28 protein-coding genes, 2 tRNA genes and 1 riboswitch are annotated in these 26,679 nt (G+C 65.5%); of the genes, 13 read left to right on the top strand and 17 right to left on the bottom strand.

Annotated elements, in window-relative coordinates; all coding sequences use genetic code 11:
* Positions 1 to 340: 340 nt before the first annotated feature.
* A complete protein-coding gene (locus E3O22_RS08845; RefSeq protein WP_134394826.1) occupies positions 341 to 769 on the bottom strand; it encodes a GNAT family N-acetyltransferase in 429 nt (142 codons plus the stop codon).
* A gap of 139 nt (positions 770 to 908) precedes the next feature.
* Between E3O22_RS08845 and E3O22_RS08840 the strand changes: the two genes are divergently transcribed.
* Positions 909 to 1,550 carry a hypothetical protein gene (locus tag E3O22_RS08840; protein ID WP_134394825.1) on the top strand — a complete coding sequence of 214 codons (642 nt, stop codon included), beginning with the start codon at positions 909 to 911 and terminating at the stop codon, positions 1,548 to 1,550.
* A gap of 461 nt (positions 1,551 to 2,011) precedes the next feature.
* The gene (katG, locus tag E3O22_RS08835) at positions 2,012 to 4,285 is read left to right on the top strand and encodes a catalase/peroxidase HPI (protein ID WP_198410588.1); all 2,274 of its coding nucleotides are present in this window, start codon (positions 2,012 to 2,014) and stop codon (positions 4,283 to 4,285) included.
* Between the two features lie 527 nt (positions 4,286 to 4,812).
* On the opposite strand, the gene E3O22_RS08830 is transcribed toward katG, so the two are convergent.
* Positions 4,813 to 5,127: a helix-turn-helix transcriptional regulator gene (locus E3O22_RS08830; RefSeq protein ID WP_134394823.1), complete on the bottom strand. Its 315-nt coding sequence runs from the start codon at positions 5,125 to 5,127 to the stop codon at positions 4,813 to 4,815.
* Positions 5,128 to 5,223: 96 nt separating this feature from the next.
* Between E3O22_RS08830 and E3O22_RS08825 the strand changes: the two genes are divergently transcribed.
* Together E3O22_RS08825 and E3O22_RS08820 are read left to right on the top strand one after the other, a co-directional pair.
* Positions 5,224 to 6,276 carry an SDR family oxidoreductase gene (locus tag E3O22_RS08825; protein ID WP_134394822.1) on the top strand — a complete coding sequence of 351 codons (1,053 nt, stop codon included), beginning with the start codon at positions 5,224 to 5,226 and terminating at the stop codon, positions 6,274 to 6,276.
* Positions 6,277 to 6,441: 165 nt separating this feature from the next.
* Positions 6,442 to 7,245: a hypothetical protein gene (locus E3O22_RS08820; RefSeq protein ID WP_134394821.1), complete on the top strand. Its 804-nt coding sequence runs from the start codon at positions 6,442 to 6,444 to the stop codon at positions 7,243 to 7,245.
* 39 nt (positions 7,246 to 7,284) lie between these two features.
* Here the strand turns inward: E3O22_RS08820 and E3O22_RS08815 are convergent, their stop codons facing one another.
* Both E3O22_RS08815 and E3O22_RS16730 read right to left on the bottom strand, forming a co-directional pair.
* Positions 7,285 to 7,755 (bottom strand): N-acetyltransferase, encoded by a 471-nt coding sequence (locus E3O22_RS08815; protein WP_134394820.1) that lies wholly within the window; start codon positions 7,753 to 7,755, stop codon positions 7,285 to 7,287.
* Positions 7,756 to 7,940: 185 nt separating this feature from the next.
* Positions 7,941 to 8,657 (bottom strand): MFS transporter, encoded by a 717-nt coding sequence (locus tag E3O22_RS16730; protein ID WP_370448408.1) that lies wholly within the window; start codon positions 8,655 to 8,657, stop codon positions 7,941 to 7,943.
* 204 nt (positions 8,658 to 8,861) lie between these two features.
* Here E3O22_RS16730 and E3O22_RS16725 point away from each other — a divergent pair, with 204 nt between their 5' ends.
* Positions 8,862 to 9,518, top strand: a complete 657-nt coding sequence (locus E3O22_RS16725; protein ID WP_166784604.1) for a substrate-binding domain-containing protein — start codon at positions 8,862 to 8,864, stop codon at positions 9,516 to 9,518.
* Positions 9,519 to 9,770: 252 nt separating this feature from the next.
* Here the strand turns inward: E3O22_RS16725 and E3O22_RS08800 are convergent, their stop codons facing one another.
* The 6 genes from E3O22_RS08800 to E3O22_RS08775 all read right to left on the bottom strand — a co-directional run bounded on the left by E3O22_RS08800 (position 9,771) and on the right by E3O22_RS08775 (position 13,857).
* The gene (locus tag E3O22_RS08800; protein WP_134394818.1) at positions 9,771 to 10,292 is read right to left on the bottom strand and encodes an NUDIX hydrolase; all 522 of its coding nucleotides are present in this window, start codon (positions 10,290 to 10,292) and stop codon (positions 9,771 to 9,773) included.
* Positions 10,293 to 10,919: 627 nt separating this feature from the next.
* On the bottom strand, positions 10,920 to 11,321 hold the full coding sequence (locus E3O22_RS08795; protein WP_134394817.1) for an AbiV family abortive infection protein: 402 nt from the start codon (positions 11,319 to 11,321) through the stop codon (positions 10,920 to 10,922).
* 566 nt (positions 11,322 to 11,887) lie between these two features.
* Positions 11,888 to 13,075: a site-specific integrase gene (locus tag E3O22_RS08790; protein WP_134394816.1), complete on the bottom strand. Its 1,188-nt coding sequence runs from the start codon at positions 13,073 to 13,075 to the stop codon at positions 11,888 to 11,890.
* Entirely contained in the window at positions 13,075 to 13,311 is a 237-nt protein-coding gene (locus tag E3O22_RS08785; protein WP_134394815.1) for a helix-turn-helix domain-containing protein, read from the bottom strand. The genes E3O22_RS08790 and E3O22_RS08785 overlap by 1 nt, the downstream gene beginning before the upstream one ends.
* A 168-nt stretch (positions 13,312 to 13,479) precedes the next feature.
* Positions 13,480 to 13,555 (bottom strand) — tRNA-Arg (locus tag E3O22_RS08780).
* A gap of 41 nt (positions 13,556 to 13,596) precedes the next feature.
* On the bottom strand, positions 13,597 to 13,857 hold the full coding sequence (locus E3O22_RS08775; protein ID WP_104103273.1) for a thioredoxin family protein: 261 nt from the start codon (positions 13,855 to 13,857) through the stop codon (positions 13,597 to 13,599).
* Positions 13,858 to 13,948: 91 nt separating this feature from the next.
* Between E3O22_RS08775 and orn the strand changes: the two genes are divergently transcribed.
* The 5 genes from orn to E3O22_RS08750 all read left to right on the top strand — a co-directional run bounded on the left by orn (position 13,949) and on the right by E3O22_RS08750 (position 17,450).
* Complete coding sequence (gene orn, locus E3O22_RS08770; RefSeq protein ID WP_134394814.1) at positions 13,949 to 14,569, top strand: oligoribonuclease; 621 nt, start codon at positions 13,949 to 13,951, stop codon at positions 14,567 to 14,569.
* Between the two features lie 42 nt (positions 14,570 to 14,611).
* Positions 14,612 to 14,687 (top strand) — tRNA-His (locus E3O22_RS08765).
* 160 nt (positions 14,688 to 14,847) lie between these two features.
* Positions 14,848 to 15,732, top strand: coding sequence for an ABC transporter substrate-binding protein (locus E3O22_RS08760; protein WP_166784602.1), 885 nt, complete (start codon positions 14,848 to 14,850; stop codon positions 15,730 to 15,732).
* Positions 15,733 to 15,774: 42 nt separating this feature from the next.
* The gene (locus E3O22_RS08755; protein WP_134394812.1) at positions 15,775 to 16,125 is read left to right on the top strand and encodes a metallopeptidase family protein; all 351 of its coding nucleotides are present in this window, start codon (positions 15,775 to 15,777) and stop codon (positions 16,123 to 16,125) included.
* Positions 16,126 to 16,148: 23 nt separating this feature from the next.
* Positions 16,149 to 17,450 (top strand): D-alanyl-D-alanine carboxypeptidase family protein, encoded by a 1,302-nt coding sequence (locus tag E3O22_RS08750; protein WP_134394811.1) that lies wholly within the window; start codon positions 16,149 to 16,151, stop codon positions 17,448 to 17,450.
* A gap of 44 nt (positions 17,451 to 17,494) precedes the next feature.
* On the opposite strand, the gene E3O22_RS08745 is transcribed toward E3O22_RS08750, so the two are convergent.
* Genes E3O22_RS08745 through E3O22_RS08725 form a run of 5 tightly spaced genes read right to left on the bottom strand, consistent with a single transcriptional unit; the run spans position 17,495 to position 21,338 of the window.
* On the bottom strand, positions 17,495 to 17,755 hold the full coding sequence (locus E3O22_RS08745) for a hypothetical protein (protein WP_104103259.1): 261 nt from the start codon (positions 17,753 to 17,755) through the stop codon (positions 17,495 to 17,497).
* Positions 17,756 to 17,764: 9 nt separating this feature from the next.
* A complete protein-coding gene (locus tag E3O22_RS08740; protein ID WP_241976583.1) occupies positions 17,765 to 18,406 on the bottom strand; it encodes an ATP-binding protein in 642 nt (213 codons plus the stop codon).
* On the bottom strand, positions 18,393 to 19,175 hold the full coding sequence (locus E3O22_RS08735) for an energy-coupling factor transporter transmembrane protein EcfT (protein WP_134394810.1): 783 nt from the start codon (positions 19,173 to 19,175) through the stop codon (positions 18,393 to 18,395). The genes E3O22_RS08740 and E3O22_RS08735 overlap by 14 nt, the downstream gene beginning before the upstream one ends.
* A complete protein-coding gene (locus E3O22_RS08730) occupies positions 19,172 to 20,695 on the bottom strand; it encodes an ABC transporter ATP-binding protein (RefSeq protein ID WP_134394809.1) in 1,524 nt (507 codons plus the stop codon). Before E3O22_RS08730 ends, E3O22_RS08735 begins: the two co-directional genes overlap by 4 nt.
* Positions 20,696 to 20,705: 10 nt before the next feature.
* Positions 20,706 to 21,338 (bottom strand): ECF transporter S component, encoded by a 633-nt coding sequence (locus E3O22_RS08725; protein ID WP_134394808.1) that lies wholly within the window; start codon positions 21,336 to 21,338, stop codon positions 20,706 to 20,708.
* 37 nt (positions 21,339 to 21,375) lie between these two features.
* Positions 21,376 to 21,485: riboswitch (TPP riboswitch) on the bottom strand.
* Between the two features lie 360 nt (positions 21,486 to 21,845).
* On the opposite strand from E3O22_RS08725, the gene nhaA reads away from it, so the two are divergent.
* Complete coding sequence (gene nhaA, locus E3O22_RS08720; RefSeq protein WP_134394807.1) at positions 21,846 to 23,219, top strand: Na+/H+ antiporter NhaA; 1,374 nt, start codon at positions 21,846 to 21,848, stop codon at positions 23,217 to 23,219.
* A gap of 319 nt (positions 23,220 to 23,538) precedes the next feature.
* On the opposite strand, the gene E3O22_RS08715 is transcribed toward nhaA, so the two are convergent.
* Together E3O22_RS08715 and E3O22_RS08710 are read right to left on the bottom strand one after the other, a co-directional pair.
* Entirely contained in the window at positions 23,539 to 23,871 is a 333-nt protein-coding gene (locus tag E3O22_RS08715; protein ID WP_134343105.1) for a hypothetical protein, read from the bottom strand.
* Between the two features lie 69 nt (positions 23,872 to 23,940).
* Positions 23,941 to 25,161: a DNA polymerase IV gene (locus E3O22_RS08710; protein WP_134394806.1), complete on the bottom strand. Its 1,221-nt coding sequence runs from the start codon at positions 25,159 to 25,161 to the stop codon at positions 23,941 to 23,943.
* Positions 25,162 to 25,379: 218 nt separating this feature from the next.
* Between E3O22_RS08710 and E3O22_RS08705 the strand changes: the two genes are divergently transcribed.
* Together E3O22_RS08705 and E3O22_RS08700 are read left to right on the top strand one after the other, a co-directional pair.
* Positions 25,380 to 25,943, top strand: a complete 564-nt coding sequence (locus tag E3O22_RS08705; protein WP_134394805.1) for a TIGR03086 family metal-binding protein — start codon at positions 25,380 to 25,382, stop codon at positions 25,941 to 25,943.
* A gap of 527 nt (positions 25,944 to 26,470) precedes the next feature.
* Positions 26,471 to 26,679: hypothetical protein (locus tag E3O22_RS08700; protein ID WP_134397092.1), on the top strand; the 209-nt coding region annotated here is incomplete at its 3' end.

The following is a 26,679-nucleotide window of genomic DNA, read 5'->3' as shown; positions in this document are numbered from 1 at the left end:
ATCGAAGTCCTCGACGAGGCGGTGATACTCCCCGAACTCGCCGCCGCCTAAACTGGAACCACTGACCCGCACGGTGTCGAGAAACTCCACCACTCCGCGGGACGTGACCTTAGTGGCTGGACCAACGGCTACGACAAGGGGTTGGCGCTCGTCGTGTTCGGCGCAGCCTTGCCTTAGGCCCCCGCGTTGCAGGCACTTTCAGGACGACCACTACAGCCCCGTCCAGATTGCCCAAACAATCCGCTATCGGCACCGTGAAAAGTCCCGCAGAAGGTTCCCCCGTGACACCCAACAGGAAAGGACGGAATAGGTGAGTTCCCGACCCGAAGTCTGACGGTGACTAAGCGCTTGGGTTGCCGATTCTTTCCATCCACGTCTCGGGGATACCCAAAGCGGTGAACCCTGACTTGGAATACAAGCCATGCGCATCGTTGGTCGAGAGCGCGATGCGCCGCAGACCAAGCGGCTCGAACTCTTCCAAAACTCCCTCGATGAGGACAGCGCCAATGCCGCGGCCTCGAACCTGGGGGTCGACGAACACATCGCAAAGCCATGCAAAAGTCACTCCATCCGTGACGACCCGCGCGTAGGCGACTTGCTCGTTCGATTCGGTGTCGTAGACGCCGAAGTTCCGTGAGCCGTCTATGGCTGCATCCTGCCGGGCACGTGATCTCCCTGGCGCCCAATAAGACTGTTCGCTGATCCAGCGGTGCACTTGGTCACGGTCTATATCGGCAACGTCGGCTGAGAACCGATAGTTCGAATCCATCCCTCCATCTAATCGGTCTTGGGCGGACTGCGCCCGACCAATCGCCGTGTTTTGTAAGGAGTATGCTCGCACGTCGTTCCCTCCATCGAGCATTGCGCGGTGGGAGACTGTCGGCAGTTGATGCTCGATGGAGGGTGCGATGCGTTCATCTGTTCCGATCCCAGGGAACCCCTGGCCGCACGACATGTTGATCACCGTCGAGGACAATCCGCACGCTCTTATCGACCTGCTCTGGATCCGGGAGGCCTGGAATCTGCAGCCAGCTGCGAACGATCTCCCCCCTCTGCTCTCGGACGAATCCGTCAGGACGCATGCTCAAACGGAATTGTCAGACAGAACCCAGACCTGGCACAACGCATGGTCCTCCATCTGGGACGCGTGCGTGCACCATGCCGGAATACTTCACGATGAAAACATCTTCGACCAGCTCCGGGGAACCGGCGACGGGTCGATTGAGCGCGCCGAACTCCTGAAGTCGCTCATAGGGCCATCATGGCGCGACGATTTCGGGGACGAAGCCTTCACGGACCAATACGAAGTTTGGAATCAGAACAGGGCCGAGACTCAGTTCGGTCATTTCCACATCCCCCTGGACGAAGAACCGGAGCGCGTGTCGCTCACTGCCCTCATCCCCGCATGGCGCGCCGGGCTGAGCAAGATCGTCAGCATCCCGTGCCAGGGCTCATACACGCGAGTAGTTGGACGCCACGCACTGCTCGTGACAGATGAAACCCGCGGTGACCCTCGACGCTACAGCGACGCCCTCAAACAGTTCCGGTGAAGGTTCCCCACTAGGAGCCTCTGGCGGGGGTGCTCCCAGGTCACCGCGAGCGGAACACGATTCGCGGAAATCAAGCTCTCGACAGCCCCCATCCTCCGGCGTCGGTTTCACCGGGCTTCGCATCGCCCGCACCGCAGCAATCGGCGCAGGGCTTTATTTGGTTTGGCCGTCGTGCGCTCGGCCACCGCACCACCGCCGTCTAGAAGTCAGACACTTTCTTGGCAGGCCACGCGCACCTTGCGGGAATACGATCTCTCTATCGGGCTTCCCATCACGTCGGCAGCCCGCGACGCACCGCCTCACAGCAGCGTCGAAGCATCGCTGCACCACAGATTGACGCTGCTGCGATGCGGCGGTTGATCGTTAAATTGTGACCTCGACGATACCGTTTCTCATCCAGCTAAAGTACACAGGGAGCATCAATGGGCACTGACGACCAGACCAACACATGCAGTTTCCACATGAGCGGTGCGCTGCCAGCAGGTGGCGACCACCTCGGCGGCACCTTCGGTCAGTCGCCGACCCTGGACAGTTGGTACCCGCAGCGTCTCCGGGTTGAGCTTCTCCACCGGAATGGCGTAGACGCCGACCCGCTCGGCGCGGACTTCGACTACGCGGCGGCTTTCGCCACGATCGACCTCACGACGCTCAAGTCGGACATCAAGCGACTGCTCACCACATCGGTCGACTGGTGGCCGGCGGACTACGGCAACTACGGTCCACAGATGATCCGAATGGCGTGGCATGCCGCCGGCACGTACCGAATTGCCGACGGCCGTGGCGGAGCGGGCACCGCGATGCAGCGGTTCGCACCAATCGGAAGCTGGTGGGACAACGGCAACACCGACAAATCACGACGACTCCTACAGCCGATCAAGCACCAGTACGGCAACGCTCTGTCGTGGGCCGACCTGATGGTCTTGACCGGCAACTGCTCCCTCGAGTTGATGGGCCTGCCGACCTACGGCTTCGGTGGTGGACGACTCGATGCGTGGGAACCGGACGACGGCACCTGGTGGGGCCCGGAGGTCTGGAACCCGCACGCGGTCGCGAGCCCCGACGAGATGGTCAGCCGCGACGAACGCTGGCATGGTCAGAACGGCGACGCGGACTACGACCTGCAGAGCCCCCTGGCCGCGTCGCACCAGGCGCTCATCTACGTCAACCCTGAGGGGCCCTATTCGAACGGCGACCCGCTGGGCTCAGCACGCGACATTCGCATCACGTTCACGCGGATGGCGATGAACGACGAGGAAACGGTGGCATTGATCGCCGGTGGCCACGCGTTCGGTAAGAGCCACGGCCAGGTACCCGCATCCGACATCGGACCATCACCCGAGAAAGCCCCGATCGAGTCGATGGGGCTCGGTTGGCACAACCCGGTGGGTACCGGCAGTGCCGAGCACACTTCGACCAACGGCATCGAGGGCAGCTGGACTCCGAACCCGACACAGTGGGACAACACCTACCTCGAGAACCTGTTCGCGTACGACTACGAGCAGACGAAAAGCCCGGCCGGCGCGCTGCAGTGGACACCGACTGACCCGGAGGCTCCGAAGACTCCGGACGCCCACGTACCCGGTCAGATGAACCCGCTCATGATGATGACCTCGGACATCGCACTCAAGGTCGACCCGGAGTATCGGGCCATATGCGAGCGTTTCCTGGCCGACTTCGATCTGTTCACCCTCGCGTTCTCGAAGGCCTGGTACAAGCTCACGCACCGCGACATGGGGCCGAAGCACCGGTACCTCGGCCCGGAGGTCACCATCGCCGACGACCTGCTCTGGCAGGACCCGCTCCCGGACGCAGCAGGATCCTCACTCGACGAGGCCGACGTGGCAGCGCTCAAGGAAGCCGTCCTCGCGACCGGGCTGTCCGTGCCCGACCTCGTCTACACGGCGTTCTCCGCCGCCTCGACCTACCGCGACAGCGACAAGCGCGGAGGGGCGAACGGTGCCCGCCTGGCCTTGTCGCCGCAGAAAGACTGGGCGGTCAACCGACGCACCGTCCCAGTCATCGACGCGCTGCGGAACGTGCAGGCGGCTTTCACGGCGACGTCGGGCGGACGGAAGGTATCTCTCGCCGACCTCATCGTCCTCGCCGGCAGCGCCGCCGTGGAGCAGGCGGCACGGGCGGCAGGATCTGACGCCAGCGTGCCGTTTACGCCAGGCCGTGTCGACACGACGCAGGAGTTGACCGACATCGAGATGTTCGAGTGGCTGCGACCCATTGCGGACGGGTTCCGCAACTTCGTGTCCGAGCGCTTCGAAGAGTCTGCTCCGGGCGTCGCGCCCGAGGCGGCATTCCTCGACAAAGCGAACCTGTTCACTCTCACCGCACCGGAGTGGACCGTCCTGCACGCCGGGCTCCGCGTGCTCGGCAGCAACTGGGACGGGTCCGACGTAGGTGTGCTCACGGATCACGTCGGAGCCCTGACGACCGACTTCCTCGTGAATCTGACCGACACCGACCTCATCTGGACGAAGGACGACGAGACCGCGATGACCTTCACTGGTCGGGTTCAGGCGACCGGCGAGGCTCGCTGGAGGGCCTCCCGGAATGACCTGGTATTCGGCTCGAACGCGCAACTGCGGTCGATCGCCGACGCCTACGCGGGCAGCGACGAGCAAGAGCGGTTCGTCCGCGAATTCATCCGCGTCTGGTCGAAGGTCATGATGCTCGACCGCTACGACGTCAAGGGCCACAAGCGTTACGGGGCGATGGCCGCCTGACCCCGGAGGTCGCGTCCCGGCGAGCTGACGGCGTGGAGGCACGGCGCGGTCACGCGCTGAGCCTCCAAGCCGTCGAGGCCTTGACCGAACGACGCTTGAGGCCGCGAGCCGAACGTTGCACGGATTGATCAGGCTGGGGACGGCCAAGGAACCTCCGCGGGCAGCACGTGGTCGACCACACTCGCACCTCGACGGCCTGCGAGGGTGGACGGGCCGCTATGCCCTGGAAGCCGTTGCCCCCCACTCGTAGAGACGCCGGCCGGATTTGCTTTGGCCTCGGGTCGCGAGAGGGTACCGCTGATGTTCTCTGTGGCGGCTCGTAAGGCCTGAGCCTTCCGGGGTCATGTCCCGCTGAGGAATGCGCGTGACCGGTAGAGGTTCCCAAACGCCACTCCCCCGAAACGTCGGAGTCTCGGCGAATTGGCGCCAAATCTGCGTCCGTAGACGTCCGCCATGGTGGCGTACATCAGAGCGCCATAGTGGTTCCGGTTCGCCCGGGGCTTGCGGCGAACGGGGCCGCAATGTGGCTAGATATCGCCGCCGATGGCCTCGCCGAGTTTGGCAATGGTCTGCTCGTTACGACGGTAGTGCGAGAACTGGCCGATGCGAGTACAGATCACAAGATCTGAGCGTTGCAGCGTCGCCATGAACTGTGAGGCGGTGGACTGCGACACGTTTGCACGCGCTTGAATGTGCTTGAGGCACACTCCGACCTCGTCCGCTGGCCGATCCTGCGGCGGAAATGAGTTGCCCTCCTTGAGCCAGCCCAAGATTGCCAAGCGAGTTGGGTGGCCGAGCGCTTTGAAGGCGCTCACCAGTTGATCGTCGCTGAGGTCTCCCATGACTCCAGCATAGCGTCAAATCGTGATATCGCGATGTAGCGATGTTGTGCTAGAAATGGAATCGATAAATCACGATTTAACGATGGAAGGGGAACCATGGCGCTGAGAACTGCATTGGTCGTCGGAGCACGGGGTGTGATCGGCGGGAACTTGATCGAGCACCTTGATCGCGTGGGAGGCTGGACGATCATCGGGCTTTCTCGGCGGGGAGGGGTGAGTCAGGGATCGATTCGGCATATCGCCGTTGACCTTTTGGACAAGGACGACACCGCTCTGAAGCTCGCCAGCCTGACTGAGGTCACCCACGTCTTCTATGCCGCCTATCAGGATCGCGCCAGCTGGGCGGAACTGGTGCCGCCCAACTTGGCGATGCTCACAAATGTTGTCGATGCGATCGAACCCGTGGCGCCGAAGCTAGAGCACATCAGTTTGATGCAGGGGTACAAGGTCTATGGTGCTCACCTGGGGCCCTTCTCAACGCCGGCCCGTGAGGACGATCCACCGCACATGCCGCCGGAGTTCAATGTGGACCAGCAGCAGTTCCTTGAGCGCCGTCAGGCCGACGCCGCTTGGTCATGGTCGGCATTGCGCCCCTCGGTTGTGGCCGGCATTGGGCTCGGTAACCCCATGAACCTCGCCATGGTGATTGCGGTGTACGCCTCCATCAGCAAAGAGCTCGGCGTCCCGTTTCGGTTCCCTGGCAAGCCCGGGGCCTACACAAGCCTGATCGAGATGACGGACTCGGGTCTGCTGGCGGAAGCCACCGTCTGGGCGGCAACGAGCCCCGGTACCAGGAACCAAGCATTCAACATCACTAACGGGGACATGTTCCGCTGGTCGTCGATGTGGCCGAAAATTGCAGCGTTCTTCGACCTCGAGGTAGCGCCACCGCTGCCGATGACTCTGAGTGACGCGATGGCAGACAAGTCTGACCTCTGGGACGCAATGGTTGCGAAGCACGATCTGGCAAAGACTCCCTACTCTGATGTGTCCTCCTGGCCGTTTGGCGACTTCGTCTTTGCATGGGATTACGACGTCATCGCCGACACCTCAAAATCGAGACGTGCTGGCTTCCACACATATGTTGACAGCGAAGCAATGTTCCTGAGAATCTTCCAGAGCCTCCGAGACCAGCGACTGATTCCCTAAGCGGAAGGCGGGAACGCCGCAGCCAAAGCGCCTGCCCGGACGATGCCCCGAACTGACGCGGCCGGTGGTCGGGTTGCGGCTGCGGCCGCGCTAATCATTCCCATCGACGTTCAGCGAACGACACGGACCTGACCGCGTGTCAGACTCGCTCAATATCCTGAACCCATGACGTCCCCGCAATCACTCAAGTCCGATTCCGACCTGCATTCGTCGATCGTGGACGGCATCCCTGTCCTTTGGTCCACGCCCAAACCCGTCTTGGCGCTTGGTCGCCTCGCGCTCTGGCTTCCATTCCTCGGCGGAACCAAAGAGACTGTCGCACCGTTCTTGCACCGCCTGTCCGACGTGGGCTACTTCGCTATGAGCCTTGACCCGTGGCAGCACGGCGAACGATCGACCGAAGCCCCCCACGACTTGATGGCGCGAGAGTTCGGTGGATTCCGCATGCACATGTGGCCCATCCTCGGACAGACCACGCTCGATGCCCTCCGAATCGTCTATTGGGCAATCGATACACACGACCTGAGCAGCGATGTCGTCGCAGGCGGCGTGTCCATGGGCGGTGATATCTCAGTCGCGCTGGCCGGTGTCGACCCGCGCGTTAAACGGGTTGCCGCTATCGTCGCCACCCCCGACTGGACCCGGCCCGGCATGACGCAAGTTGGCCAGCCCGAGGAATTGGTTGACCAAGGTAGCCCGTCGCCGTACGGCGAATGGCTCTACACGCGATTGAACCCACTTACCAACCCGATTGTGTACCGACATGCGCCAGCAATAGCGTTTGAGCTTGGTGGCGACGACACTCATGTTCCGCCGTCTGGGGCGGCCCGATTCAAGGAGGTCCTCACTGCCGAGAACCCCGCGGCCGCCGCGAACATCACCATCACCGACCACGAAGGACTCGACCACCTCTCGGCCGCACGCAACCCAAAACTCGAAGACCGAGCCTTCGACTGGCTCATAAGCTGAGAACATCGGTTCCCGCAGAGGTTGGCGCTTTCGGAACGCTCAGTCAAGCTTCTTGAGCATCTTCACCGAAGTAATTTCGTAGCCGAGTGATTCGTAGAGACCGCGGGCGCCGGTGTTGAATGCGAAGACGCTCAGGCCGAGAGTATGCGCGCCTTGTATGCGGGCATACTCTTGGCCGAGGAGCATGGCGGCCCTCCCGAATCCCTGGCCACGTTGGTCGGCATTGATGACAATGTCCCAGACCCACCACGCACCCGGGTCGGCGCTGACATCCTGGCCGATCCAGAGATATCCCACAGACCAACCCGCCTCACTCATGACATGAAAGATCTCATTGCCAGGGCTCAGAGCACCGTCCGGAAATGAGCGCAGCATGCTCGCGACCGCCATGAGCCGAGCTTGTTCTGGCGATGCGCCCTGGACAACCAAGTCTCCGATGTACTCGGTGCAGCTGCGGTCCAGCCATGAAGGGAATTCGCTGGTGAGGATTCGCTGAAGAGTGGCGGTCATTTCATGATTCTTCCAGGAGTGTGTAGACGAGCAATTCAGGGGCGTTTATTTACTACGGCGCAACCGGCGCTCGAACCGTCCGAAATAAGCATTCATCGTCGCACCGAACAGTGCCGCTGCATCCGCCTTCGCCCGGAAAGGGTTCCTCTTGCGTGAGGCTGCACGACGATCCCAGTCACTCGGGTCTAACTTTTGATAAGAGCCCTGGCCCCCTGGTAGTGGGTGTACCCAGACAGGCTCAGGAGAGGCAGCGCCACAACGGACAAGACAATTCCGAGTCCGGCGACAGCCACGAGGGCTCCTCGTAAGCCCGTCGCTTCTGACCAGAGACCAACGTAGACCGGCCCGAGGAGAAACCCGATGTACGAGACCGTGGTCACGATCGCGGTGGCCCTGCCGCGATAGGCCTCGTCCACTCCGCGGGAGATGAGGCTGAGCATCGTTGGATACAGCGCTGCGGTGCCGGCCGCAGCGACGATGAGGCCAAGGATGGCGATCGGGAGGGTCGGGGACATCGCGATGACGAGAGCGCCCACGGCCGCCGTAATCGATCCAAGTATCAAGATGGGGCTCTCATTGCCCTGTTGAATTCGTCCCACAGAGAACCGGGCGATGGCGACGACACCAGCGAAGACGGCTGGCCCTACGGAGCTGAAGCCTGGCCCGGCACCGAGCTCGTCCTCGAGGAAGACCGCACCCCAGCTCTGGTGGGCGTTCTCGCTCGCAAACGCGAGTGCACCCAGCACACCAACCAGCAAAAGTGGGATGTACCGGAGTCGTGCGTTGACGTCAGGCAACCGGGGCCTCTGCTTCGCCTGGCCCCCAGTGATCTGCGTCGAAAGTGACCGTAGAACGCTCGCGCTGGCGGCAAGAGACAAGGCAGCCACAACGAGGAAGGGCATGAAGACTGGTACGCCGATCCAGGACGAGAGGCCGGCTGCAATGCTTGACAGGACGACAAAGCTGGAGAACTGGCCACCCGAGCGGATGATGATTGAGACTCCTGACGCCTGCTCGGCCCGGCCAGCGATCGAATTCATGGCCACATCCGTGGCTCCACTGGCCAGACCGACGACGACGAGCCCCACGCAGAGGGACGCGAACCCGTGCGCGATTATCGCCACTCCGAATCCAGCCACACCGAGCGCAAGGATCGCCGCCGCAGCGAACCAAAGCCCCCACCTGTCCAACGCCCGGCCGGTGAGCAGCATGGCCGGCAGGGCGACGGCGCCCGTCGACCCGCAATCCTCAGCTTCCCCCTCAACGCCGCGCGCACGACGGTGCTGGTCACGGGTATCGACCCCGACACCGTGCAATTCCCCGTAACCCGGCAGCGCCTCCTCGGGTATCGAGATGCCGTTGAGGCGCTGGGGCTCAATTGGAAAGACGTAGTCGTCGGTGCCACCGCAACCAACGATGAGGGCGAAGCCCGCTCGCTCGCCCAACGGATGCTCACCCTCGATCATCAGGTCGACGCCATCGCCGCGATGAGCGACGAACAGGCAGTCGGTGTCTTGAAGGCTGCGACCAGCGCGCTTCTCCGTATCCCCGAAACGCTCTCCATAAGCGGATGGGACGATTCTAAAGCGGCCGCTGAGAATGACTTGAGCTCCGTGGCCCAGGACCTCCGAGCCCAGGGGGCATCAGCTGCGCGACTGGCACTCGGCGACCGGGCTGAAGCCGGCGCCCACGACTGGTCGGTGGTCGTCCGAACTTCCACCAGGACCCCTCCACCGCTCCTGCGGCCTGGAGGGACCAGATGAACCTGCCGATCGGCGTTGTGGCGGCTCCCGACCTGCCAGCCAGCGATGTCGTGCGATTCGCTCACGAGGTCGAGCTTCGGGTATTCCTCTGTTCACGAACCGGGAAGAGGCTGCGCCTGGACCGGTACCGGTCGGCGGCCTTGGAACCGCCGAGAGAATGCAGGGGTCAGAGTGCAGGGGTCACTGAACTGTCCCGTTCGCGCACCTAGACCAAACGATCACCCCCATCCGGAAAGAGGACACAGGGGCTATTTACTCGGCGCGCGACAGTCGCTCTCCGGATAGGCGACTACTTCTGTCAATTGTGAAATAAGCAAAGGCCGCTATCGTCGCTGCGTCAACGACGTCTCCCGCCTGGATCATCAGCACGAAGTCGATCTCACTGAACCAGCTATGGACCATGTCCTGCTCCGTATCCTCGCGCTGCGGAACGCCCTGGGTCAGAGACGTTGCGACGTACACGTCACAGCCTTGACTGCTCATGCCATACGCCCCATATAGGTGCCCAAGATGACGGATCGTGTGTGCTTCTATCCCGGTCTCTTCTTGCAGCTCTGTCCGGGCTAAGTCGAGTTGACTTCCCTCCTTCTGGGTACCCCAAGACCCCTGTGGGAACTCCCAGGCACGTCTAGCGACTGGATAGCGGTACTGCTCCACGAGCCAGAACCCGTCGTCACAATGCGGAATTACCAGAGCGAAATCTGGCTTCTCGATATAGCCATAAATGCCCTCAAGGCCGTTGGCCCTAAGGACCACGTCTTCACGCACAGTCATCCAAGCGTTACGGTATGCCTCTCGGCTCGACAGCGTCTTAATCACAGCTCCCCCTCATTTCGCTAAATCGGGCAGCTTCCAGCTGCCGGTGCAGAATGCGCGGTCTGTTGCCCGCCGACATCCTCGTGAGCAGATCATCTTCCTTGCGCCCAAGAAACTGTGGGTAGATCAGGTCGCTGGCCGTCGAGGACGGCAAATTCATCGTCGTCGTCTTCGAATGCTCTCTATCAACAGTAGAGCCAGGCTTAAAACGATCACTGGCTTATGGGCGATTTCCCGCGGTGCGGCTTGCAGTGCCCCCGATACCGCCCGTTCATCGTTCCCACATGGCACCCAGCTGCCCAACGCCGGCTCGAAGCCATTGCGTCGGATTCTGTGCCCCATGAACGTCCGGGTTACGGACGCCCGCTACAACGGGCGGTTGCATGTCACATGGGCATAAGCGGATATACCCATGTGACGTAGGTGAGCCGACCTAATCGTCCGAGCCGCGAGCCAAGACAGCTACGAGCAGTGTCTCAACGTCCTCGGTTGGGGAGAGCGGCTCTTTGCCCGTCAGGCTGGCTCGCATATGATCTTCGACGAGGAACCACTGGATCATGTCAGCGGCCTCCCAGATCTGAAACCTCAGGAGTGGCCTGTCGATCTCATGTGGCACCGTGAACGAGCCATCGCTCGGAGATCGACGTAGAAGCCCCTCTTCTTCGCCTCGTTGTCCTCCTGGGCGAGGCCCTTCAGATAGGCGGCCAGCGCATCGGGTGCGTGGGCCTTCGCGATTTCGATGTCCACGGCCTCCGAAAATCCCGGGACTTCGACCATTGCGGATAAGAAGTCGGTGGCCTCTATGAGCTTTGCGAGGTGATTAAGCCCCTTGTTGCGCAGTTCAGGCACCTCGCGAGGCGTTTCGTCACCGTCGTTCCAGGCGTTATAGAACGACTTGTAGACCCAGACCGCCTTGCCCACTTCCTCCTGTGCAAGTACAACCAACGACTGCGCGCGCGGTGATGGGGGTTGCGATAGTGATGCCAGTGATGAAGCAGCGCGTGATCATTCCATACCCATGACCACATCTTGCCACCCGGCGGGGTGCTACTCGACATGTACCGGGATCGGGTCTTTCGGCACGCGTTACCGATGGTTAAGAATGGGCAGGACGCTGAACACGGCACGGCGACCACGTTTCGGGAGCTCTGGCACGACCGGGCGGAGGTGAGGCGGGTCGAGGCTCCCGTGCTGCCCTTGCAGCTGGTTACCGCGACGAACGCCGCACGGAATCTGCGTCGTTCAGCCCGGCGCTATCGACGTCTGTTGAACGTGCTGCCCCGGCCCGAGAGCACCGCGCCGGATGCTGCGCGTTCTTCTCTTGACGCACCAGAAAACAGCATCGACACACAGGGCCGTCGCGGGATTGGCCGCGGATTTCGTCCCGCTGACCGTTCCATATGTGGGACGGCAGCAAGGGGGCGACGTCGGTGGATGAGTTCCGCAGTCAAATGCGGAAAGTGCGTCGCTCCGACCGCGCGAAACTGCCGCGGTGCCCGTCTGGCTCTTCCGACATTGAGCCCGATAACCGGGGGTCACACGCACGAGGTTGTCTACGCGGGCGGCGCCAGCTGCTGGAGCACCGTCGCCGGCTCGGGTTTTACTGCGCGGTCGGGCTCCGCGTAGTGCGCCTTTGTCGTCGACGTCGAGGTGTGTCCGAGCACGTCAGTCGCAGCCTGCATGCCGAGTTCGTTGGCGAGCAGCGTCGCCCCCGTCCGGCGAAAGGCGTGTGGGGTGATCCCCATGCCGTCGAGGCCAGCGTTCCGGAGGATCTCGCGGAATGTGCGCCTGACGTTGTGCGGCGCGAGTGGCTTGCGGTTCCGCGCGAAGAACAGCAGATGTTCACCGTCTTCCGCCTCGATCAGTGTCAGACGTCGGCGTATCACCTCTGCCGCGAATTGTGGCACGGCGACGGACCGGTTCGACTCGTGCGTCTTGGGATGAGCCTGGCGGAGCACGCCGACACCACTTTGCACGACGAGCGTTCCGCGGATGTGCACCCAGGGCGGATCGGCGGTCATGTCTACGTCGCACTTTCGAAGCGCAAGTGCCTCGCCGATCCGCGTTGCCGTGCCGAGCATCACCTCGATGAGGTCCTGCACCTGGCCGTCCGGCTTCGGCCCCATCCGGCCCTCCCCCATGCGCCAGTCGCGGGCAGCGAGACGGATTGCGGATATCTGATCCGCTGTGAGCGCTTTCGGGGTGTGCTGGGGCTTCTTCATCCGTGAGGTCTCCTTCACGGGATTGCGCGGGATGACCCCCCGCCTCACCGCAAACCCCAGCACCATGCTGAGGATCGTTCGGGAGTGCCTGGCTCGCGTGTAAGAGATCGCGCGCTGCACCTTCAGGAAAAGCTCGATGCGACCGACGGTCACCTCGCGAACCGTGAAGTGCTCGAAGAAGGGAAGCACGAGCCCGCGCAGCTCATACTCGTAGACGGCTTTTGTGCCGTTCGCGCGGTCGACGTCGAGCCTCAGGTCCTCCAGCCAGGCCTCGGCCAGCATCCTGAACGGCGAGCCCGCGTTCACTGTGTCGCCGACGTTGGCGGCGCTCATCCGCGCGGCCAGCTCGACCTTGAGCGCGGTCTTCGCCGCATTGCGACTCGAACCGGTCGCGGTGACTTGCCTCGACTGACCGTCCCAGTCGCGGAAGCGAGCCATCGCCCGGAAACGCCCTACACCGACCTCGGTCGCCTTGATCGCGCCGAACGTACTGATCGGAAGTCGTGGCCGGCCGGCCATCAGCGCTCGCCCCCGCGACCAGTCAAGGACGGAACGGGCTCGTGGAGTCCGTTCCGCCAACGGAGAACATCGGAGACACGATAGCGGATCTCCCGTCCGACTCGAATACCGGATGGGCCGCGGCCGTCGGTGCGCAGGTCGTAGATGGCCTGCACGTGCACGCCGAGATACTCGGCGAGCTCACTCGTCGTGAGTACGGGCTCGAGGCCGAGCCCCAAGAGACTTTCAGCATTCATAACTCGTAGGTGCCCAAGGCCACACCAGGTCAATCGAACTGGGTCGCGTACCTTCTCTCCGCGCGCCCATAACGGGCGGGCACAGTGGAATAATCGTTGAATAAACGTTGAGTGCATCAAGTCTTGCCCTTTCAGTGAGGACAAGAAACCCTGATCAGACGACGTGCGTGGTGCCCCCGGTAGGAATCGAACCTACGACAAGCGGATTAGAAGGCCGCTGCTCTATCCACTGAGCTACGGGGGCGAAGAACGATCAACGATACCGCAGACCCGGCCCGCCGGCGCTCAAACGGCCTTCGCGGCCGCCACGAGCACCTGGGCGAGTGTCGGCACACCCGTGGCCCGGAAGACCTCGATCCCGGCCGCGTCCCGGATGATCACCGTGGGGGTGATCCGGATGCCGTCGGCCTCGGCTTCCGCGACGTCCCGCACCACGTCGAGCTCACGCACGGTCGCCTGGGGCACGAGGCGTTCGACCTCGGCCAGGACTGCCCGGGTCTGCATGCAGGGCTCACAGAAGGCGGAGGAGAAGTACGTCAATTCCATGCGAGGTAGTCTACGGAGCGCACGTCTCAGTCGCACCGCTGCCGGGATCAGCGCAACAGGGCCGGTCGGCGTCCGCCGTTAGACTCGACACATGAAAAAAAGTAGTGACCGGTTGGTTTGGATTGACTGCGAGATGACCGGTTTGGACATTGATTCCGACGAGTTGGTGGAGATCGCTGTAGTGATCACCGATTACGACCTGAACATCATCGACCCGGGACTCGACCTCATCATCAAGCCGAATCAGGCGTCGCTGGAGAACATGAACGACTTCGTGCGCAACATGCACGAGACCAGCGGGCTGATCAACGAGATCCCGAACGGAATCAGCGCCGCCGAGGCCGAGACCCTGGTGCTGGAATACGTACTGCAGTTCATCCCGGCCGAGCAGAGGGCTCCGCTGGCGGGAAATTCCATCGGCACCGACCGGGCCTTCCTGATGAAATTTATGCCTCGCCTCGACGCCCAGCTGCACTACCGCAACGTCGACGTGTCCTCGATCAAGGAACTCGCACGCCGCTGGTACCCGCGGGTTTACTTCAACGCCCCCGCGAAAGACGGCGGACACCGCGCCCTGGCTGACATCCTCGAATCCATCCGCGAACTGGCGTACTACCGCCAAACCGTGTTCGTGGCCGACCCCGGGCCGTCCAGCCAACAGGCGAAGAACAGCGCGGCCGCAGCCGTGAACATTTTCGCTGCGAACATGTAATACACTTGTCAAGTTGCCTTCTCTGTGAGAAAGCAGCGCATGGTGGGTATAGCTCAGCTGGTAGAGCATCCGGTTGTGGTCCGGAAGGCCGCGGGTTCAAGCCCCGTTACTCACCCCAATTGAAACACGCAGAAACAGTCCATCGAACGCGCGACCGGGCCCTCGGATTCGGCCGCGCGTTCGCATTTCCGGCATCGAAACGCCGCACCGAAATGGTGTCCTCGCCTCGGCCTCCCCGCGGTCCAACGGCGTCCGGGACAGCTGAAAGGGATCTCTCCATGCGTGCTCGTTTCGCCCTCTCCGCCGTCGCTGCGGTGGCCGCCCTCCTGCTCACCGGCTGCGTCGACAACACTGTGCCGGTTCCCGGAGCCGACGCCACCGCGCCCGCCAAGACCGTGACCGAAGATGCCGCCGCCTCGGCGCTGCTCCCGGAGAAGGTCCGCGCCTCCGACACGCTCGTGATCGGAACGAGCCCGAATTACTCCCCCAACGAGTTCAAGGACGATTCCGGCAACCCGATCGGCTGGGGAGTCGAACTCGGCGCCGCGGTTGCCGCGAAGTTGGGTCTGACCGTCGACTACAAGGTCGCGAATTTCGACACCATCATCCCGAGCATCATCGGCGGCGAGATGGACCTGGGAAACTCGTCCTTCACCGTCAACCTGAAGCGCCAGGAGCAGGTCGACTTCGTCAACTACTACACGGCCGGCATCCAGTGGGCCTCCGCCACCGGCACCACCGTCGACCCCGACGACGCCTGCGGCCTGAAGATCGCCGTGCAGTCCACCACCTACGAGGACACCGACGAAATCCCGGCCAAGAGCGCCGCCTGCGTCGCCGCCGGAAAGCCCCCGATCGACAAGCTCAAGTTCGACACCCAGGACCTGGCCACGAACGCCACTGTGCTCGGCCAGGCCGACGCCTTCAGCGCAGACTCCCCGGTCACCCTCTACGCGATCCAGCAGACCGCGGGCAAGCTGCAGAAGGCCGGCACCTCCTTCGACGAGGCACCGTACGGCATGGCCGTGGCGAAGGACTCCGGGATGGCAGCGGCCGTGCAGGCTGCCCTGCAGTCCATGGTCGACGACGGCTCCTACGGCGAGATCCTCAAGACCTGGGGCGTCACCGACGGCGGCCTGAGCACCATCACGATCAACAGCTGACCGGCTCCCTGAGAGGCTGAACGAATGTGAGATGCTGAACGGATGCCGCAGCTGACTCACAAGGAGTTCGAGCGTCTCGTCGTCGACGAGCTCGACCTCCTGCCCGACGACATGGTCGACGGCCTGGACAACGTGATCTTCGTGGTCGAGGACCGACCCGAAGACGGCACGATGGACACCCTCGGGCTCTATGACGGGGTTGCCCTGACCGAGCGCGGGCAGTACGGCTTCGGTGAGATTCCGGACCGGATCGTGCTCTACCGGGAGCCGTTGCTGGAGCTCTGCGCGGATCTCGAGGAGTTGCGCGACCAGGTGCACATCACTCTGGTGCATGAGATCGCCCATTTCTACGGCATCGACGACGACAGGCTGCACGACCTCGGCTGGGGATGACCAACCACCGTTAGCCTTGCGTCATGAGTAGATCCCGGCCTGCCCGCGTCATCGGCGCCACGGTCGGCGCCCTCGTCATCCTGTCCGTCGGCGTCTACGGGCCGGCCACCCTACTGGGGCCGTTGCCTGAGGCCACCGCCACGCTGGTCACGCCGGCGGCCGGCGAGTCGGTTCCGTTCCCGCCCGCGCTGCCGGCCACCGGCGGCAGCGCCGTCATCGGCCTGGCCACGGTTACACGCGATCCGGCCTTCCCGGAGACGACGGCGCTGGACGCCGACGCTCTCGCCACCACCCTGCCTCTCGCCGTGGCCGGCACGGCCGAACCGCTGCCGATGGCCGCGGCGACGAAGATCGTGACCGCCCTGGTCGTGCTCGACGCGAAACCGCTGACCCTTGGTGAGACGGGGCCTCAGATCCCGATCACGGCCGCGGATTACCAGGACTACATCGACTACGGCAATTCCGGTGCCCGCACCGTCGTGGTCTTCCCGGGCGAACTGTGGACCGAGACCGAGCTGCTCCAGGCGATGATCCTCGGCTCCAGCAACAATCACGCCGACACGCTGGCGCGTTGGGCCTTCGGCTCCCTCGACGCCTACAGCGCCGCCGCCAACGCCTGGCTGGGCAAGCAGGGCCTCGACGGCACTCGTGTCGCCGACGCCACCGGGCTCAACGACGAAAGCGTCGGAACGGCCACCGACCTTGCCCGGCTGGCCGGCCTGGCCGCCGCCGACCCGGTGATCAATGCCATCCTCTCCCAGCCGGCCTCCGCCCTGGTGGGCCAGCGCGGCGTGGACAACACCACGGCGTTCCTGGCCGAGTTGGGCGTCACCGGCATCACCCGCAGCTACACGGACGGGGCGGGCGTCTGTTTTCTCTTCACCGGTCAGGTGCAGGGCCCGGACTCGACCTACACCTTTGCCGGTGCCCTGCTCGGCGAACCCGATTACGACACCCTGACCAGTGACGTCACCGTCCTGATGGAGAGCGCCCGCGCCGGGGTACGCGAGCTGCCAACCCTCGCCCAGGGTGACGCCTACGTGGAGTTCAGCACACCGTGGGGGGCCGAGGCCTCCGGAACCGTGCGCACGGCCACGACGACGTACGGCTGGCTGGCCCAGGCGCCGGGCGACGCGGAGGTGATCCTGGAGACGGTGTCGACCGGCCGGGCGGGCAAGACCGTCGGCCGGGTCACGGTGGAGACCGGGGGCACCGAGGTGACGTCGACGCTGGTGCTCGACCGCACGATCAGCGCGCCGGGCCTCGGTTGGCGGCTCCTGCACCCCGTGCCGATGATCTCGGCGCTGATCGCCGCGGACCGCTAGCGGCGAAAGGCTGCCGCGACCGCCCGCCGGCTACTGGTCTGCGGCTACTCGCGCTCGCCGGTCGGCAGGAACGGGTCGCTCTCGCCCGCGTCGAACCGATAGCGCACGTGCACGCGGCCCTGCACATCGCGCACGTCCTCCTCGTCGTACCAGAACAGCGTTTCGACCCCCTCGACGGCGGCCATCATGCTGACCCGGGCGTCATGTTTGCCCTGGATCAGCACCCGGGTGTCGACCTGGCCCGCGAGGGGACCGTCAATGAATTCCGCGGTGTAAACGACATTTTCAGCACCTTGATCAGCCATACCTCCAACCTAGTCCCGGGCACCGACTTGCGGGCGACGGATGTCCGGGGTCCCGGCCAGCCGGATCGTCGCCTGCCGCTCGGGCGCCTCCCGCTCTCGGTAAGCGTCCCAGCCCGCTTCCCACTGGTCCCAGTGCGACCGGAACAGTTCGCCGTCCCGGGCGAGGGCCCGCTGCTTGCGGATGCGGTCGTCGGCGGCCAGCCAGACCCGGATGTCGCTGAGTGGCGCGTGGGCGGCCGCCAGGGTTCCGCAGCCCTCCACGATCAGCGGGCGGGCCGGGTCGACCGGGTGCCATTCTGCCAACTCGCGCCGCTCCCAGTCATAGCGCCGCCAGGCGGCGGGCCGGCCCAGTCTTCTCGGGGCGAGCACCTGTTCGCGCAGGTGCGTGACGGCGGCGTCCAGCCCCTGCCAGCCGGGGTAGATGTCGTCCAGCCGCACCAGGGTGGGCCGGAGCGGTCCCGGCCAGGCGACGACGAGCGCGTCGGCGAGGGTGCTCTTGCCGGCGCCGCTCGGCCCGTCGATGAGAACGACGGGCGCCACCCCGGCGGCGGCAAGGTCGCGGAGCACGGGGGCCAGCAGCATCCGTCGGTCACCGACCGGATCGGGGGCGGCCGGTTCGAGGGCGGCCGTGGGCAGATCAGGTGAGGACAAAGTTCCAGCTTCCCGTCGCCACGGAGACGCTCACCGAGAGCAGGGCCACGGCCAGACCGATGCCGACCAGGGCCACCTCGCGCCCCCGGAAGCTGGAAGGGCGGGCCCAGGTGCGCCGCACCGAGGCGCCGAACCCGCGGGCCTCCATCGCCGTCGCGAGTTTGCTGCCGCGCCGGATCGACAGCACCAGCAGGGCGAAGGCCTGGCTGAGCAGCCGGCGCAGGACGCCGCGGTCCGCGATGCCGCGGGCCCGCCGGGCCAGTTCGAGGGCGCGCCAGTCCTCGAGGAACAGGCCGACCAGGCGCAGCCCGGCCAGACCGCCAAGCACGAAGCGGGCCGGCAGTTTCACGACTTGGCCGAGGCCGTCGGCCAGGTCGGTGGGGTCGACGGTCACGAAGAGCACGACCGACGGCAGTCCGATGGCGAGGATGCGCAGGGTCGTGGCGATGGCCAGCTCGAGTGATCCCTCGGTCACGTTCACCAGCCCGAAAGACCAATAGACCTCCCCGGCCGCCTGCCCGTAGAGCAGGGTGGTGACGCCGGCGGTGGGGGCGGCGATCCAGACCGGCAGGGTGCGCACCGCGAAGGCCTTCAGGGACAGCCCGGCCCAGAAGAAGAGCACGAACTCGCAGGCGAGGGCGACGACTGCGGAGACCCAGTCGATGGTGAGGATGAGCACGCCCGCCAGCAGCAGCGCGGCGGCCAGCTTCGCGACCGGGTTGATCCGGAAGATGGCCTGGGTTCCCCGGGCAGGCGTCAGCACGCTCACCGGGACACCGCCGCCCGCGGCGTGACGCTGCGGCCGGCCCGCCCGGCCAGATGGTACTCCCGGTCAGCCAGGGCGACCACGAAGTCGGTGTCGTGCGAGACGGCGACCACCGCGGTGCCCTCCCGCAGGAGTTCGTCGAGCAGGGCCACGATCTCCCGCCAGGTGCGCAGGTCCTGGCCGAAGGTGGGCTCGTCGAGCATGAGCAGTCGTGGCTGGGTGGCCAGCACGGTGCCCACCGACAGCCGACGTTTCTCTCCGCCGGAGAGGGTGAACGGGTTCGCCTCGGCCAGGTGGTCCAGGCGCAGGCGCTGCAGCACCTCGTCGACCCGGGCATTGATGTTCGCCTCCGGCCGTTTGAGGGCGCGCGGCCCTATTGCGAGTTCGGCCCGCACGGTGGCGGCCACGAACTGGTGCTCCGGGCTCTGGAACACGGTGCCGATGCGGGTGAGCAGCTGGCGGGACTTCCAGCGGATCGGTTCCTCGTCGGCCCCGCCGGCGAACTCCGGGCTCGCGAGAACCGCTCCCCCGGCCGGTTTCAGCAGGCCGGCGAGGGTGAGCATCAGGGTCGATTTGCCGGCGCCGTTCGGTCCGGTGACTGCCAGAGCGGTGCCGGCGTGCACCGTGAGGTCGATGTCCCGGGCGAGCACGTCGGCGCGCGTGCGCGCGACCGCGAGGCCGGGCGTGCGGAGCAGAGGGACCGAGCCGGGCGCCGACGCCGAGCTGGTCTCGCGCCGCGATGCAGTCAGGCCGTTGCCCCGCCCGGGCACCCAGACACCCGCGGCCGCGAGCCGTTCCCCCTGCCTGGTCAGCACGTCGTCGGGATGGCCGTCGGCCAGCACTCCCCCGGCCGCGTCGAGCACGATCACCCGGTTCACAAGGTTCTGCCAGACGGCGACCCGATGTTCGATCACGATGAACGTCGCCGTGGAGTTCTCGAGCACGCGGGCAACGGAATCGCGCACATCCAGCACGCCTCCAGGGTCGAGATTCGCTGTGGGTTCGTCGAGCAGCAGCAGCCCCGGCCGCATCGCCAGCACCCCAGCGAGGGCGAGGCGCTGCTTCTGTCCACCCGACAGCGACGACGTCGGATGGCTGAGCGGCAGGTTCAGGCCGACCATGTCAAGGGCGTCGCTCACCCGGCGCCAGATCTCTTCGCGGGGCACCCCAAGGTTCTCGCAGCCGAAGGCGACGTCGTCGCCCACCCGCGCCAGGATCACCTGGGAGTCAGGGTCCTGCAGCAGCAGCCCGGCCTGGCCGCGCGCTGCGGTCGGCTCGGCGCCGTTTACAAGCAGCTGACCGCGCTGCTCGCCCTCCTCGTCGCCGCCGAGAACCCCGGCGAGGGCGTGCAGCAGAGTGGATTTGCCGGCCCCGGAGGCGCCGAGCAGCAGCACGCGCTCGCCCGGCTCGATTCTCAGGTCGAGGCCGTTGACGGCCCAGCCCCGCCGCCCGGCATGCCGCCATCCCCAGCCGCGGGCCACGACGGACGCTCCCGAGACGGATGCCGCTGCTGCCGGTGTCATCGCCGTCCCCCTAGACCTGGGTGCGGTTCGATCGCCCGGCGGCGAACCGCGACAGTGCCCCGGTGCGGGCGAGGCCACGCATGGCCAGCCAGGACAGCAGTCCGGCCACGACAATGCCGGAGACGATCGAGGAGGCGGTGTAGATGGTGATGAAGGGAACGGCCGATCCGGGGTACCAGAGCAACAGGTCGTTGACGGCGAGGGCAAGGCCGGCACCCGCGCCGGCGAGCAGGGCCACGACGAGGCGGTAGTTGGCGTAGAAGAACAGCGCGAAGACCAGCTCCGCGCCGAGACCCTGCACCAGGCCGGAGACCAGGATGGTGGCTCCCCAGGCGGTGCCGCCGACCAGAGTCGACACGACCGCCGCCAGCAGCTCGGTGTAGAGCGCGGCGCCGGGTTTGCGGATGATGAGGCCGCCGAGCACGCCGGCGAACAGCCATCCGCCGCCCAGGAGCGCCTGCAGGCCCGGCAGCAGCGGGGTGAGCAGGCCGCTGAGCGGGTTGTACGCCTGGTTCCAGACGACGAAGATGAGCCCGCTGGCCACGCCGATGACACTGGCGATGACGATGTCGACGACCCGCCACCGGAAGTTACGCGGCTGGTGGGATGTGGTGGGGGTGAGAAGGGTTGTTGTAGCGTGCACTGGTCGTGCCCTTTCCGTAGATGGTTCCAGGGCACGGGAACGAGAAAATCTGCCTCCCTGCGCTGGCATGATCCAGATCAGGTTCGACGGTCGAAGCTTCAGAAGCTTCCTCTCAGCCCGGTTGACCGGACTCCCGTGTTCGATTTCAGTATAGACCTCGGCCTAGACTCGCGGGATGGAGTCCTCGCCTCGCCCCCGAATCACTGTCGGGCGCGAATGACGTTCACCGTTCCCCTCATCCTCGCCGGGCTGTTGCTGCTGTTGCTGCGCCACTTCATTTTGCGGCGACGACGGATGCGACGCGGGCTACCCGTGCGCGGTCCCTGGCATATCCCCCGGAGCTGGCGGGAAGGGCCGGGCTCCCGCCAGCGGCTGGGCCGCTGGTGGCGTAGCTGACGCGGGCGGCGATGAGCGCCCGAACGCGGTACGCTCGAAGTGGTGAGTCGGGAAGTCTGGTCGACAGCTGTGTTCGTGTGCCACAAAATCCCGATTGACTGAGGCTTGTCCATGCCGAAACCACCACCACTTCCGCCCACCCCGAGACTGAACGTCTTTCGCCGCAGCAGCTATCCCGAGTATTTGCACGTCTCGACGATCCTGCGCAAAGAGACCGTGGGCGGCGCTCTCCTGCTGGTGGCGACGGTTCTCGCGCTGATCCTGGCGAACACCGGGGCCTCCGATTTCTACTTCTCCGTGCGGGACTTTAAGATCGGCTACGAGCCGTGGCACCTCAATCTGAGCCTCGGAGCGTGGGCCGCCGACGGACTCCTGGCGATCTTCTTCTTCATTGCCGGCCTCGAACTCAAACGTGAGTTCGTCGCCGGCGATCTGCGCACCTTCAGCCGCGCGGTCGTCCCGGTCGCCGCGGCCGTCGGCGGCGTCATCGTGCCGGCTGTGATCTTCACCGCAATCGCGTTCAGCTCGGGGCCGGAAATGTTACGAGGCTGGGCCATCCCCACCGCCACCGACATCGCCTTCGCCGTGGCCGTGCTCGCCGTGATCGGCTCCAAACTGCCCAGCGCCCTGCGCATCTTCCTGCTGACCCTGGCCGTGGTCGACGACCTGCTCGCCATCGCCATCATCGCCTTCTTCTATTCCGGCGACCTCCAGCCTGTTCTGTTGCTGCTCGCCATCGTGCCGCTGGGCCTCTTCGCCTTTCTGGCGCATAAGTACTCCTACCTGTTCGGCACCACCACGTGGGCCGCGGGCGCCGTTCTGCTGCCGCTCGGCATCGCCACCTGGGTTCTCGTGCACGGCTCCGGCATCCACGCCACGGTGGCCGGAGTGCTGCTCGGCTTCGCCGTGCCCGTGCTGCGCAGCCGACGTGGCGGCGGACCCGACGCCGGCCCGGGCCTGGCGCAGAACCTCGAGCACCGCATGCGCCCGCTCTCGGCCGGTTTCGCCGTGCCGGTGTTCGCGTTCTTCTCCGCCGGGGTCACGATCGGCGGCGTGTCGGGCCTGACCACAGCCCTCACCGACCCGGTCGCGATCGGAATCGTCGTCGCCCTCGTGGTGGGCAAGCCAGCAGGCATCATGCTCGCCACCTGGCTGGTCACCAAGACCACCCGGGGCGCCCTCGACCCGGACCTGGCCTGGGTGGATGTGATCGGCGTCGCCATGCTCGCCGGTGTCGGCTTCACGGTGTCGCTGCTGATCAGCGAGCTGGCTTTCGGGCAGGGTAGCCCGCACGACGACCACGCCAAGGTAGCTATCCTGACCGGGTCGCTGCTGGCGGCACTACTGGCGACGGTGGTGCTGCGCAGCCGCAACCGGCACTACGGGCGCATCGCCGACAAGGAGGCGCTCGACGCCGACAACGACGGCGTCCCCGACGTGTTCGAGACCGATCCAGCTCGCGACGAGCGGTTCGGCGGGCACTGACAGGGCCGGAGCGCAGCCAGCCGCCCGACTCCCTCAGTTGGAGTAAATGCTGGCCGTCACAGGCGGAACGGCGTGCCCGGCGCCGCACCAATTCGACGGAGATTCTTCGGTCAACACCCGTTTTCGAGCCCCAACCCCTGCGCACTGTTCAGGGCACAATTGCCGTCGAATTCGTTCGGGACGGATGTGCCGCAGATCCTCGGACTCGAAGGACGCGGCGGTGAGAGCGCACATTCATCCACCGCGTCGAAGCGCAGTCAGCAGCCCGACATCCTCAGCCGGGGTGGCTGGGCGACCGGGCGGCTGGGCACCTTCGCTGCTAGCGTTTGAGGGCGCGGACGACGCGGGAGATCGCCTTGCCGGCCACCCAGAGGAACGGAATGCCGACCGCGAGCAACGAGATGACGTTGGGCTCGAAGCGCACCGTCGTGCCCGATTTGACGTAGGCGCCGATCGGCAGGGATGCCCCGCCGCCCCCGCCGCCGGACCCGCTGCCGGTGGCGGCGGAGTCACCCTCGCCACCGCCGAAGCCGTAGTACACGAGAGCAACGGGAATCAGGGTGACGCCGTCCACCTGGACCGGATCACCGTAGGCCGACCTGACGCCGGCGGTACGAGAGATATCTGCGAGCTTCTCTGGAAGGCTAGTCATGGATTCAGGCTACCCCCTGTCTGGTTTGCGGTTGCCTGATCAGTGGGGGCCTGGTCAGTGGGGGCCTGGTCAGGGTGTGTCCGGATGCAGTAGCGACGCCGGGCGCACCGTGCCGCGCCCGAACCGTGCGGTGACCGAGTCCACGGCCCGTTCGGCTCCCCGCCAGTCGTCGTCGGGGTCCCAGAGGCCGGCGCCAGTGCCGTCGCCATCGCTGAGCTGCTCAACGCGCACGCCGATGAGGCGCACCCGGATGCCGGAGACCGCCAGAGCCTCGAAGCTGGCAGCCACCTCCTCGTAGATCCGGCGTCCGACGCTGGTCGGTTCCGACAGGGTGCGGGAACGGGTGACGGTGCTGAAGTCGGTGTAGCGCACCTTGAGCACCACGCAGCGGCCCACGAGGCCCGCGCGGCGCAGCCGGGCAGCCACCGCAACGGACTGCCGCAGCAGTTCGCTCCGGAGTCGGGCGACATCCGTCACGTCGTATTCGAAGGTGACCTCGTGGCCGACGCTTTTCTCTGCGTGCTCCACCGTGACCACCCGAGGGTCCCTCCCCCAGGCCAGCTCGTGCAGCTTGCGGCCCGACGCGTCGCCCACGCACTTCTGCAGCACCGCGAGCGGGGTGCGGGCGAGGTCACCGATCTCACGCAGGCCCTGCCCGAGCAGCGCCTGTTCGGTCGTGGCGCCGACCCCCCACAAGGTGCCGACGGGCAACGGATGCAGGAATGCGAGGGTCTCTTCGGCGGGAATCACGAGCAGGCCGTCGGGTTTCGCCCGGCCCGACGCCATCTTGGCGACGAACTTCGTGCTCGCCGCACCGACCGAGCAGGTGAGCCCGGTTTCGGCCTTGACCCGGGCCCGGATTTTCGCGCCGATCTCGGCCGGGGTGCCGTGCAGGCGACGGGCACCCGCCACGTCGAGGAAGGCCTCGTCGATGCCCAGCTGCTCGACCAGCGGCGTGAACTCTTCGAAGATGCGCATCACCCGGTCGGAGTATTCCCTGTACCGGCCCATGTGCGGTTCGAGCACCACAGCCTCCGGGCAGCGCCGAAGGGCGAGCGCCATAGGCATGGCCGAATTGACGCCGTAGCGCCGGGCCACGTAGTTCGCCGCCGTGACCACCGAGCGCCCGGACCGGTGCCCCACGATCACCGGGCGGTGCACCAGTTCGGGGTGATCGAGCAGTTCGACTGACGCGAAGAACGCGTCCAGGTCGATGTGGAGCAGGGTCGCGGCGCTGTCGTCTACCGCGTCGGTCGAGACCGTGCGATCGCTGCCGTCCTGCCTGCTCATGCGTCCTGCCTGCTCATGGTCCTTCGACTCCTGGAGAGACCCTAACCCGGACCGGCGACAGGCCGCGACCGATTCCGCGACGGGAGAACGTGAACAGCGCCCGGGCGGAATGCACGGTGATGGAATGCACGGCGACGGAATGCAGGGCGACGGATGCCGGTTGTAGCGTTGCAGGGGCATCCGTTTCACCGTTCCACCCGTTCGACCAAGGGAGTCCCATGACATATGACTGGCTTGCGCTGCAGAAACAGGCCGCCGAGGAGTTCGGGGCCCGCGTCGACCTGATCACCGACTGGGCCGCCGCCACACCGGACACCGAGTGGACCGTGACCGAGTTGGTGCGCCACGTGGTGTTGGAACAGCAGTGGGTCCCCGCGCTGCTGCGCGGCCTCACGGTGCTCGACGCCCGGCGCTCACTCACCCCGCTGGGCCCGGACCTCGCGAAGGAATGGGCCGTCTATTCGGCGCTGGCGGCCGCAGCCTGGGCAACGACCCCGGCCGACGCACCGGTGACCCTGTCGTATGACACGGTGACGGCATCCGACTACCTGCGCGAGCAGGTCTCCGATGTCACGATCCATTCCTGGGACCTGGCGCGGGCAACGGCCGCCGACGAGTCCCTCGACCCGGCCTTGATCGAGGCGGTCTGGACGGTGTTCGAGCCCCAGCGGGACACCCTCGAGGCCAGCGGACTCTTCGCCACCCCGGTACCATCCGACGAGAACGCGCCGCTGCAGACAAGGCTGCTCGCCCTGACCGGCCGGGATCCGCGCAGGCCGTAGCCCGCGGGCCGCACCTGCCAGGCCTGGGGCTACCGGTTCACCTTTTCCGCGCCGGCGATGCGTTGGGACGACGACTCCTTGCTCGGACAGGTCTGGGGTGCGACTATTCAACGCTCCGCCGAGTCATTATGGACCCATCGGGCATTTCTCTCGGTTTCGGTCTGGTCTCGGTGGTCGAGCCTGTCGAAACNCCGGTAGTCGAGCCGCCTCGGTGGTCGAGCTTGTCGAGACCCGGTGCGCCGACGTCCGGAGGTTCGCCGGGCATCCGTCGCGGTCGAATTCGCTAACTGCGGAGATTCTCCCGACACGCCGCTTCGGCAGGCGCCGCACCGGGCGTTTACCGAAAAATTGCCGCGTCTACGTGACGACGGATGCGTGCCGCCGGCCCAGTAGCGGATGCCCGCAGCGGGCCCAGGGCGCGTTGCTCTGCTCCTCCACAATGCGGGTGTGATCAAGTTATCCACAGGGCGCTGGCGAGTGCCGATCTGGGGCCTCGAATGTCAGTGGTCACCCGTAACGTGTGTCTCATGAAGCCCTCCTATTGTGAGCAGCTAGAGAGCCTGGGTCGTCACTTCGATGCGATCCGGGAGACGCAGGCGGAGTCCGCCCGGGTCGACGCCCGCCTGACCGAACAGGTCGATCAGGCCCGCCGGTTCGCCGAGGCCCTGGCCCGGAACGCGGCCCAGGCAGCCAAAGACAAGGCCAGGGAGGGATCACTGACACTGGCCGGGGTGCC

The organism is Cryobacterium sp. TMT2-18-2 (genome assembly GCF_004402245.1).
GTDB classification, from domain to species: Bacteria; Actinomycetota; Actinomycetes; order Actinomycetales; family Microbacteriaceae; genus Cryobacterium; species Cryobacterium sandaracinum.
Note: the sequence above shows the minus strand (reverse complement) of the source record. Positions and strands in the feature narration are given on the sequence as shown.

Excerpts from the sequence above, each read along its gene's own strand:
- E3O22_RS08800 (WP_134394818.1), bottom strand. The coding sequence starts at position 10,292 with ATGACTGTGCGTGAAGACGTGGTCCTTAGGGCCAACGGCCTTGAGGGC.
- nhaA (WP_134394807.1), top strand. The coding sequence starts at position 21,846 with ATGCCGAAACCACCACCACTTCCGCCCACCCCGAGACTGAACGTCTTT.
- E3O22_RS08745 (WP_104103259.1), bottom strand. The coding sequence starts at position 17,755 with ATGGCTGATCAAGGTGCTGAAAATGTCGTTTACACCGCGGAATTCATT.
- orn (WP_134394814.1), top strand. The coding sequence starts at position 13,949 with ATGAAAAAAAGTAGTGACCGGTTGGTTTGGATTGACTGCGAGATGACC.
- E3O22_RS08760 (WP_166784602.1), top strand. The coding sequence starts at position 14,848 with ATGCGTGCTCGTTTCGCCCTCTCCGCCGTCGCTGCGGTGGCCGCCCTC.
- E3O22_RS08730 (WP_134394809.1), bottom strand. The coding sequence starts at position 20,695 with ATGACACCGGCAGCAGCGGCATCCGTCTCGGGAGCGTCCGTCGTGGCC.
- E3O22_RS08705 (WP_134394805.1), top strand. The coding sequence starts at position 25,380 with ATGACATATGACTGGCTTGCGCTGCAGAAACAGGCCGCCGAGGAGTTC.
- E3O22_RS08715 (WP_134343105.1), bottom strand. The coding sequence starts at position 23,871 with ATGACTAGCCTTCCAGAGAAGCTCGCAGATATCTCTCGTACCGCCGGC.
- E3O22_RS08820 (WP_134394821.1), top strand. The coding sequence starts at position 6,442 with ATGACGTCCCCGCAATCACTCAAGTCCGATTCCGACCTGCATTCGTCG.
- E3O22_RS08790 (WP_134394816.1), bottom strand. The coding sequence starts at position 13,075 with ATGGCCGGCCGGCCACGACTTCCGATCAGTACGTTCGGCGCGATCAAG.
- E3O22_RS08710 (WP_134394806.1), bottom strand. The coding sequence starts at position 25,161 with ATGAGCAGGCAGGACGGCAGCGATCGCACGGTCTCGACCGACGCGGTA.
- E3O22_RS08785 (WP_134394815.1), bottom strand. The coding sequence starts at position 13,311 with ATGAATGCTGAAAGTCTCTTGGGGCTCGGCCTCGAGCCCGTACTCACG.
- E3O22_RS08755 (WP_134394812.1), top strand. The coding sequence starts at position 15,775 with ATGCCGCAGCTGACTCACAAGGAGTTCGAGCGTCTCGTCGTCGACGAG.
- E3O22_RS08830 (WP_134394823.1), bottom strand. The coding sequence starts at position 5,127 with ATGGGAGACCTCAGCGACGATCAACTGGTGAGCGCCTTCAAAGCGCTC.
- E3O22_RS08815 (WP_134394820.1), bottom strand. The coding sequence starts at position 7,755 with ATGACCGCCACTCTTCAGCGAATCCTCACCAGCGAATTCCCTTCATGG.
- katG (WP_198410588.1), top strand. The coding sequence starts at position 2,012 with ATGAGCGGTGCGCTGCCAGCAGGTGGCGACCACCTCGGCGGCACCTTC.
- E3O22_RS08845 (WP_134394826.1), bottom strand. The coding sequence starts at position 769 with ATGGATTCGAACTATCGGTTCTCAGCCGACGTTGCCGATATAGACCGT.
- E3O22_RS16730 (WP_370448408.1), bottom strand. The coding sequence starts at position 8,657 with ATGCCCTTCCTCGTTGTGGCTGCCTTGTCTCTTGCCGCCAGCGCGAGC.
- E3O22_RS08825 (WP_134394822.1), top strand. The coding sequence starts at position 5,224 with ATGGCGCTGAGAACTGCATTGGTCGTCGGAGCACGGGGTGTGATCGGC.
- E3O22_RS08775 (WP_104103273.1), bottom strand. The coding sequence starts at position 13,857 with ATGGAATTGACGTACTTCTCCTCCGCCTTCTGTGAGCCCTGCATGCAG.
- E3O22_RS08750 (WP_134394811.1), top strand. The coding sequence starts at position 16,149 with ATGAGTAGATCCCGGCCTGCCCGCGTCATCGGCGCCACGGTCGGCGCC.
- E3O22_RS08840 (WP_134394825.1), top strand. The coding sequence starts at position 909 with ATGCGTTCATCTGTTCCGATCCCAGGGAACCCCTGGCCGCACGACATG.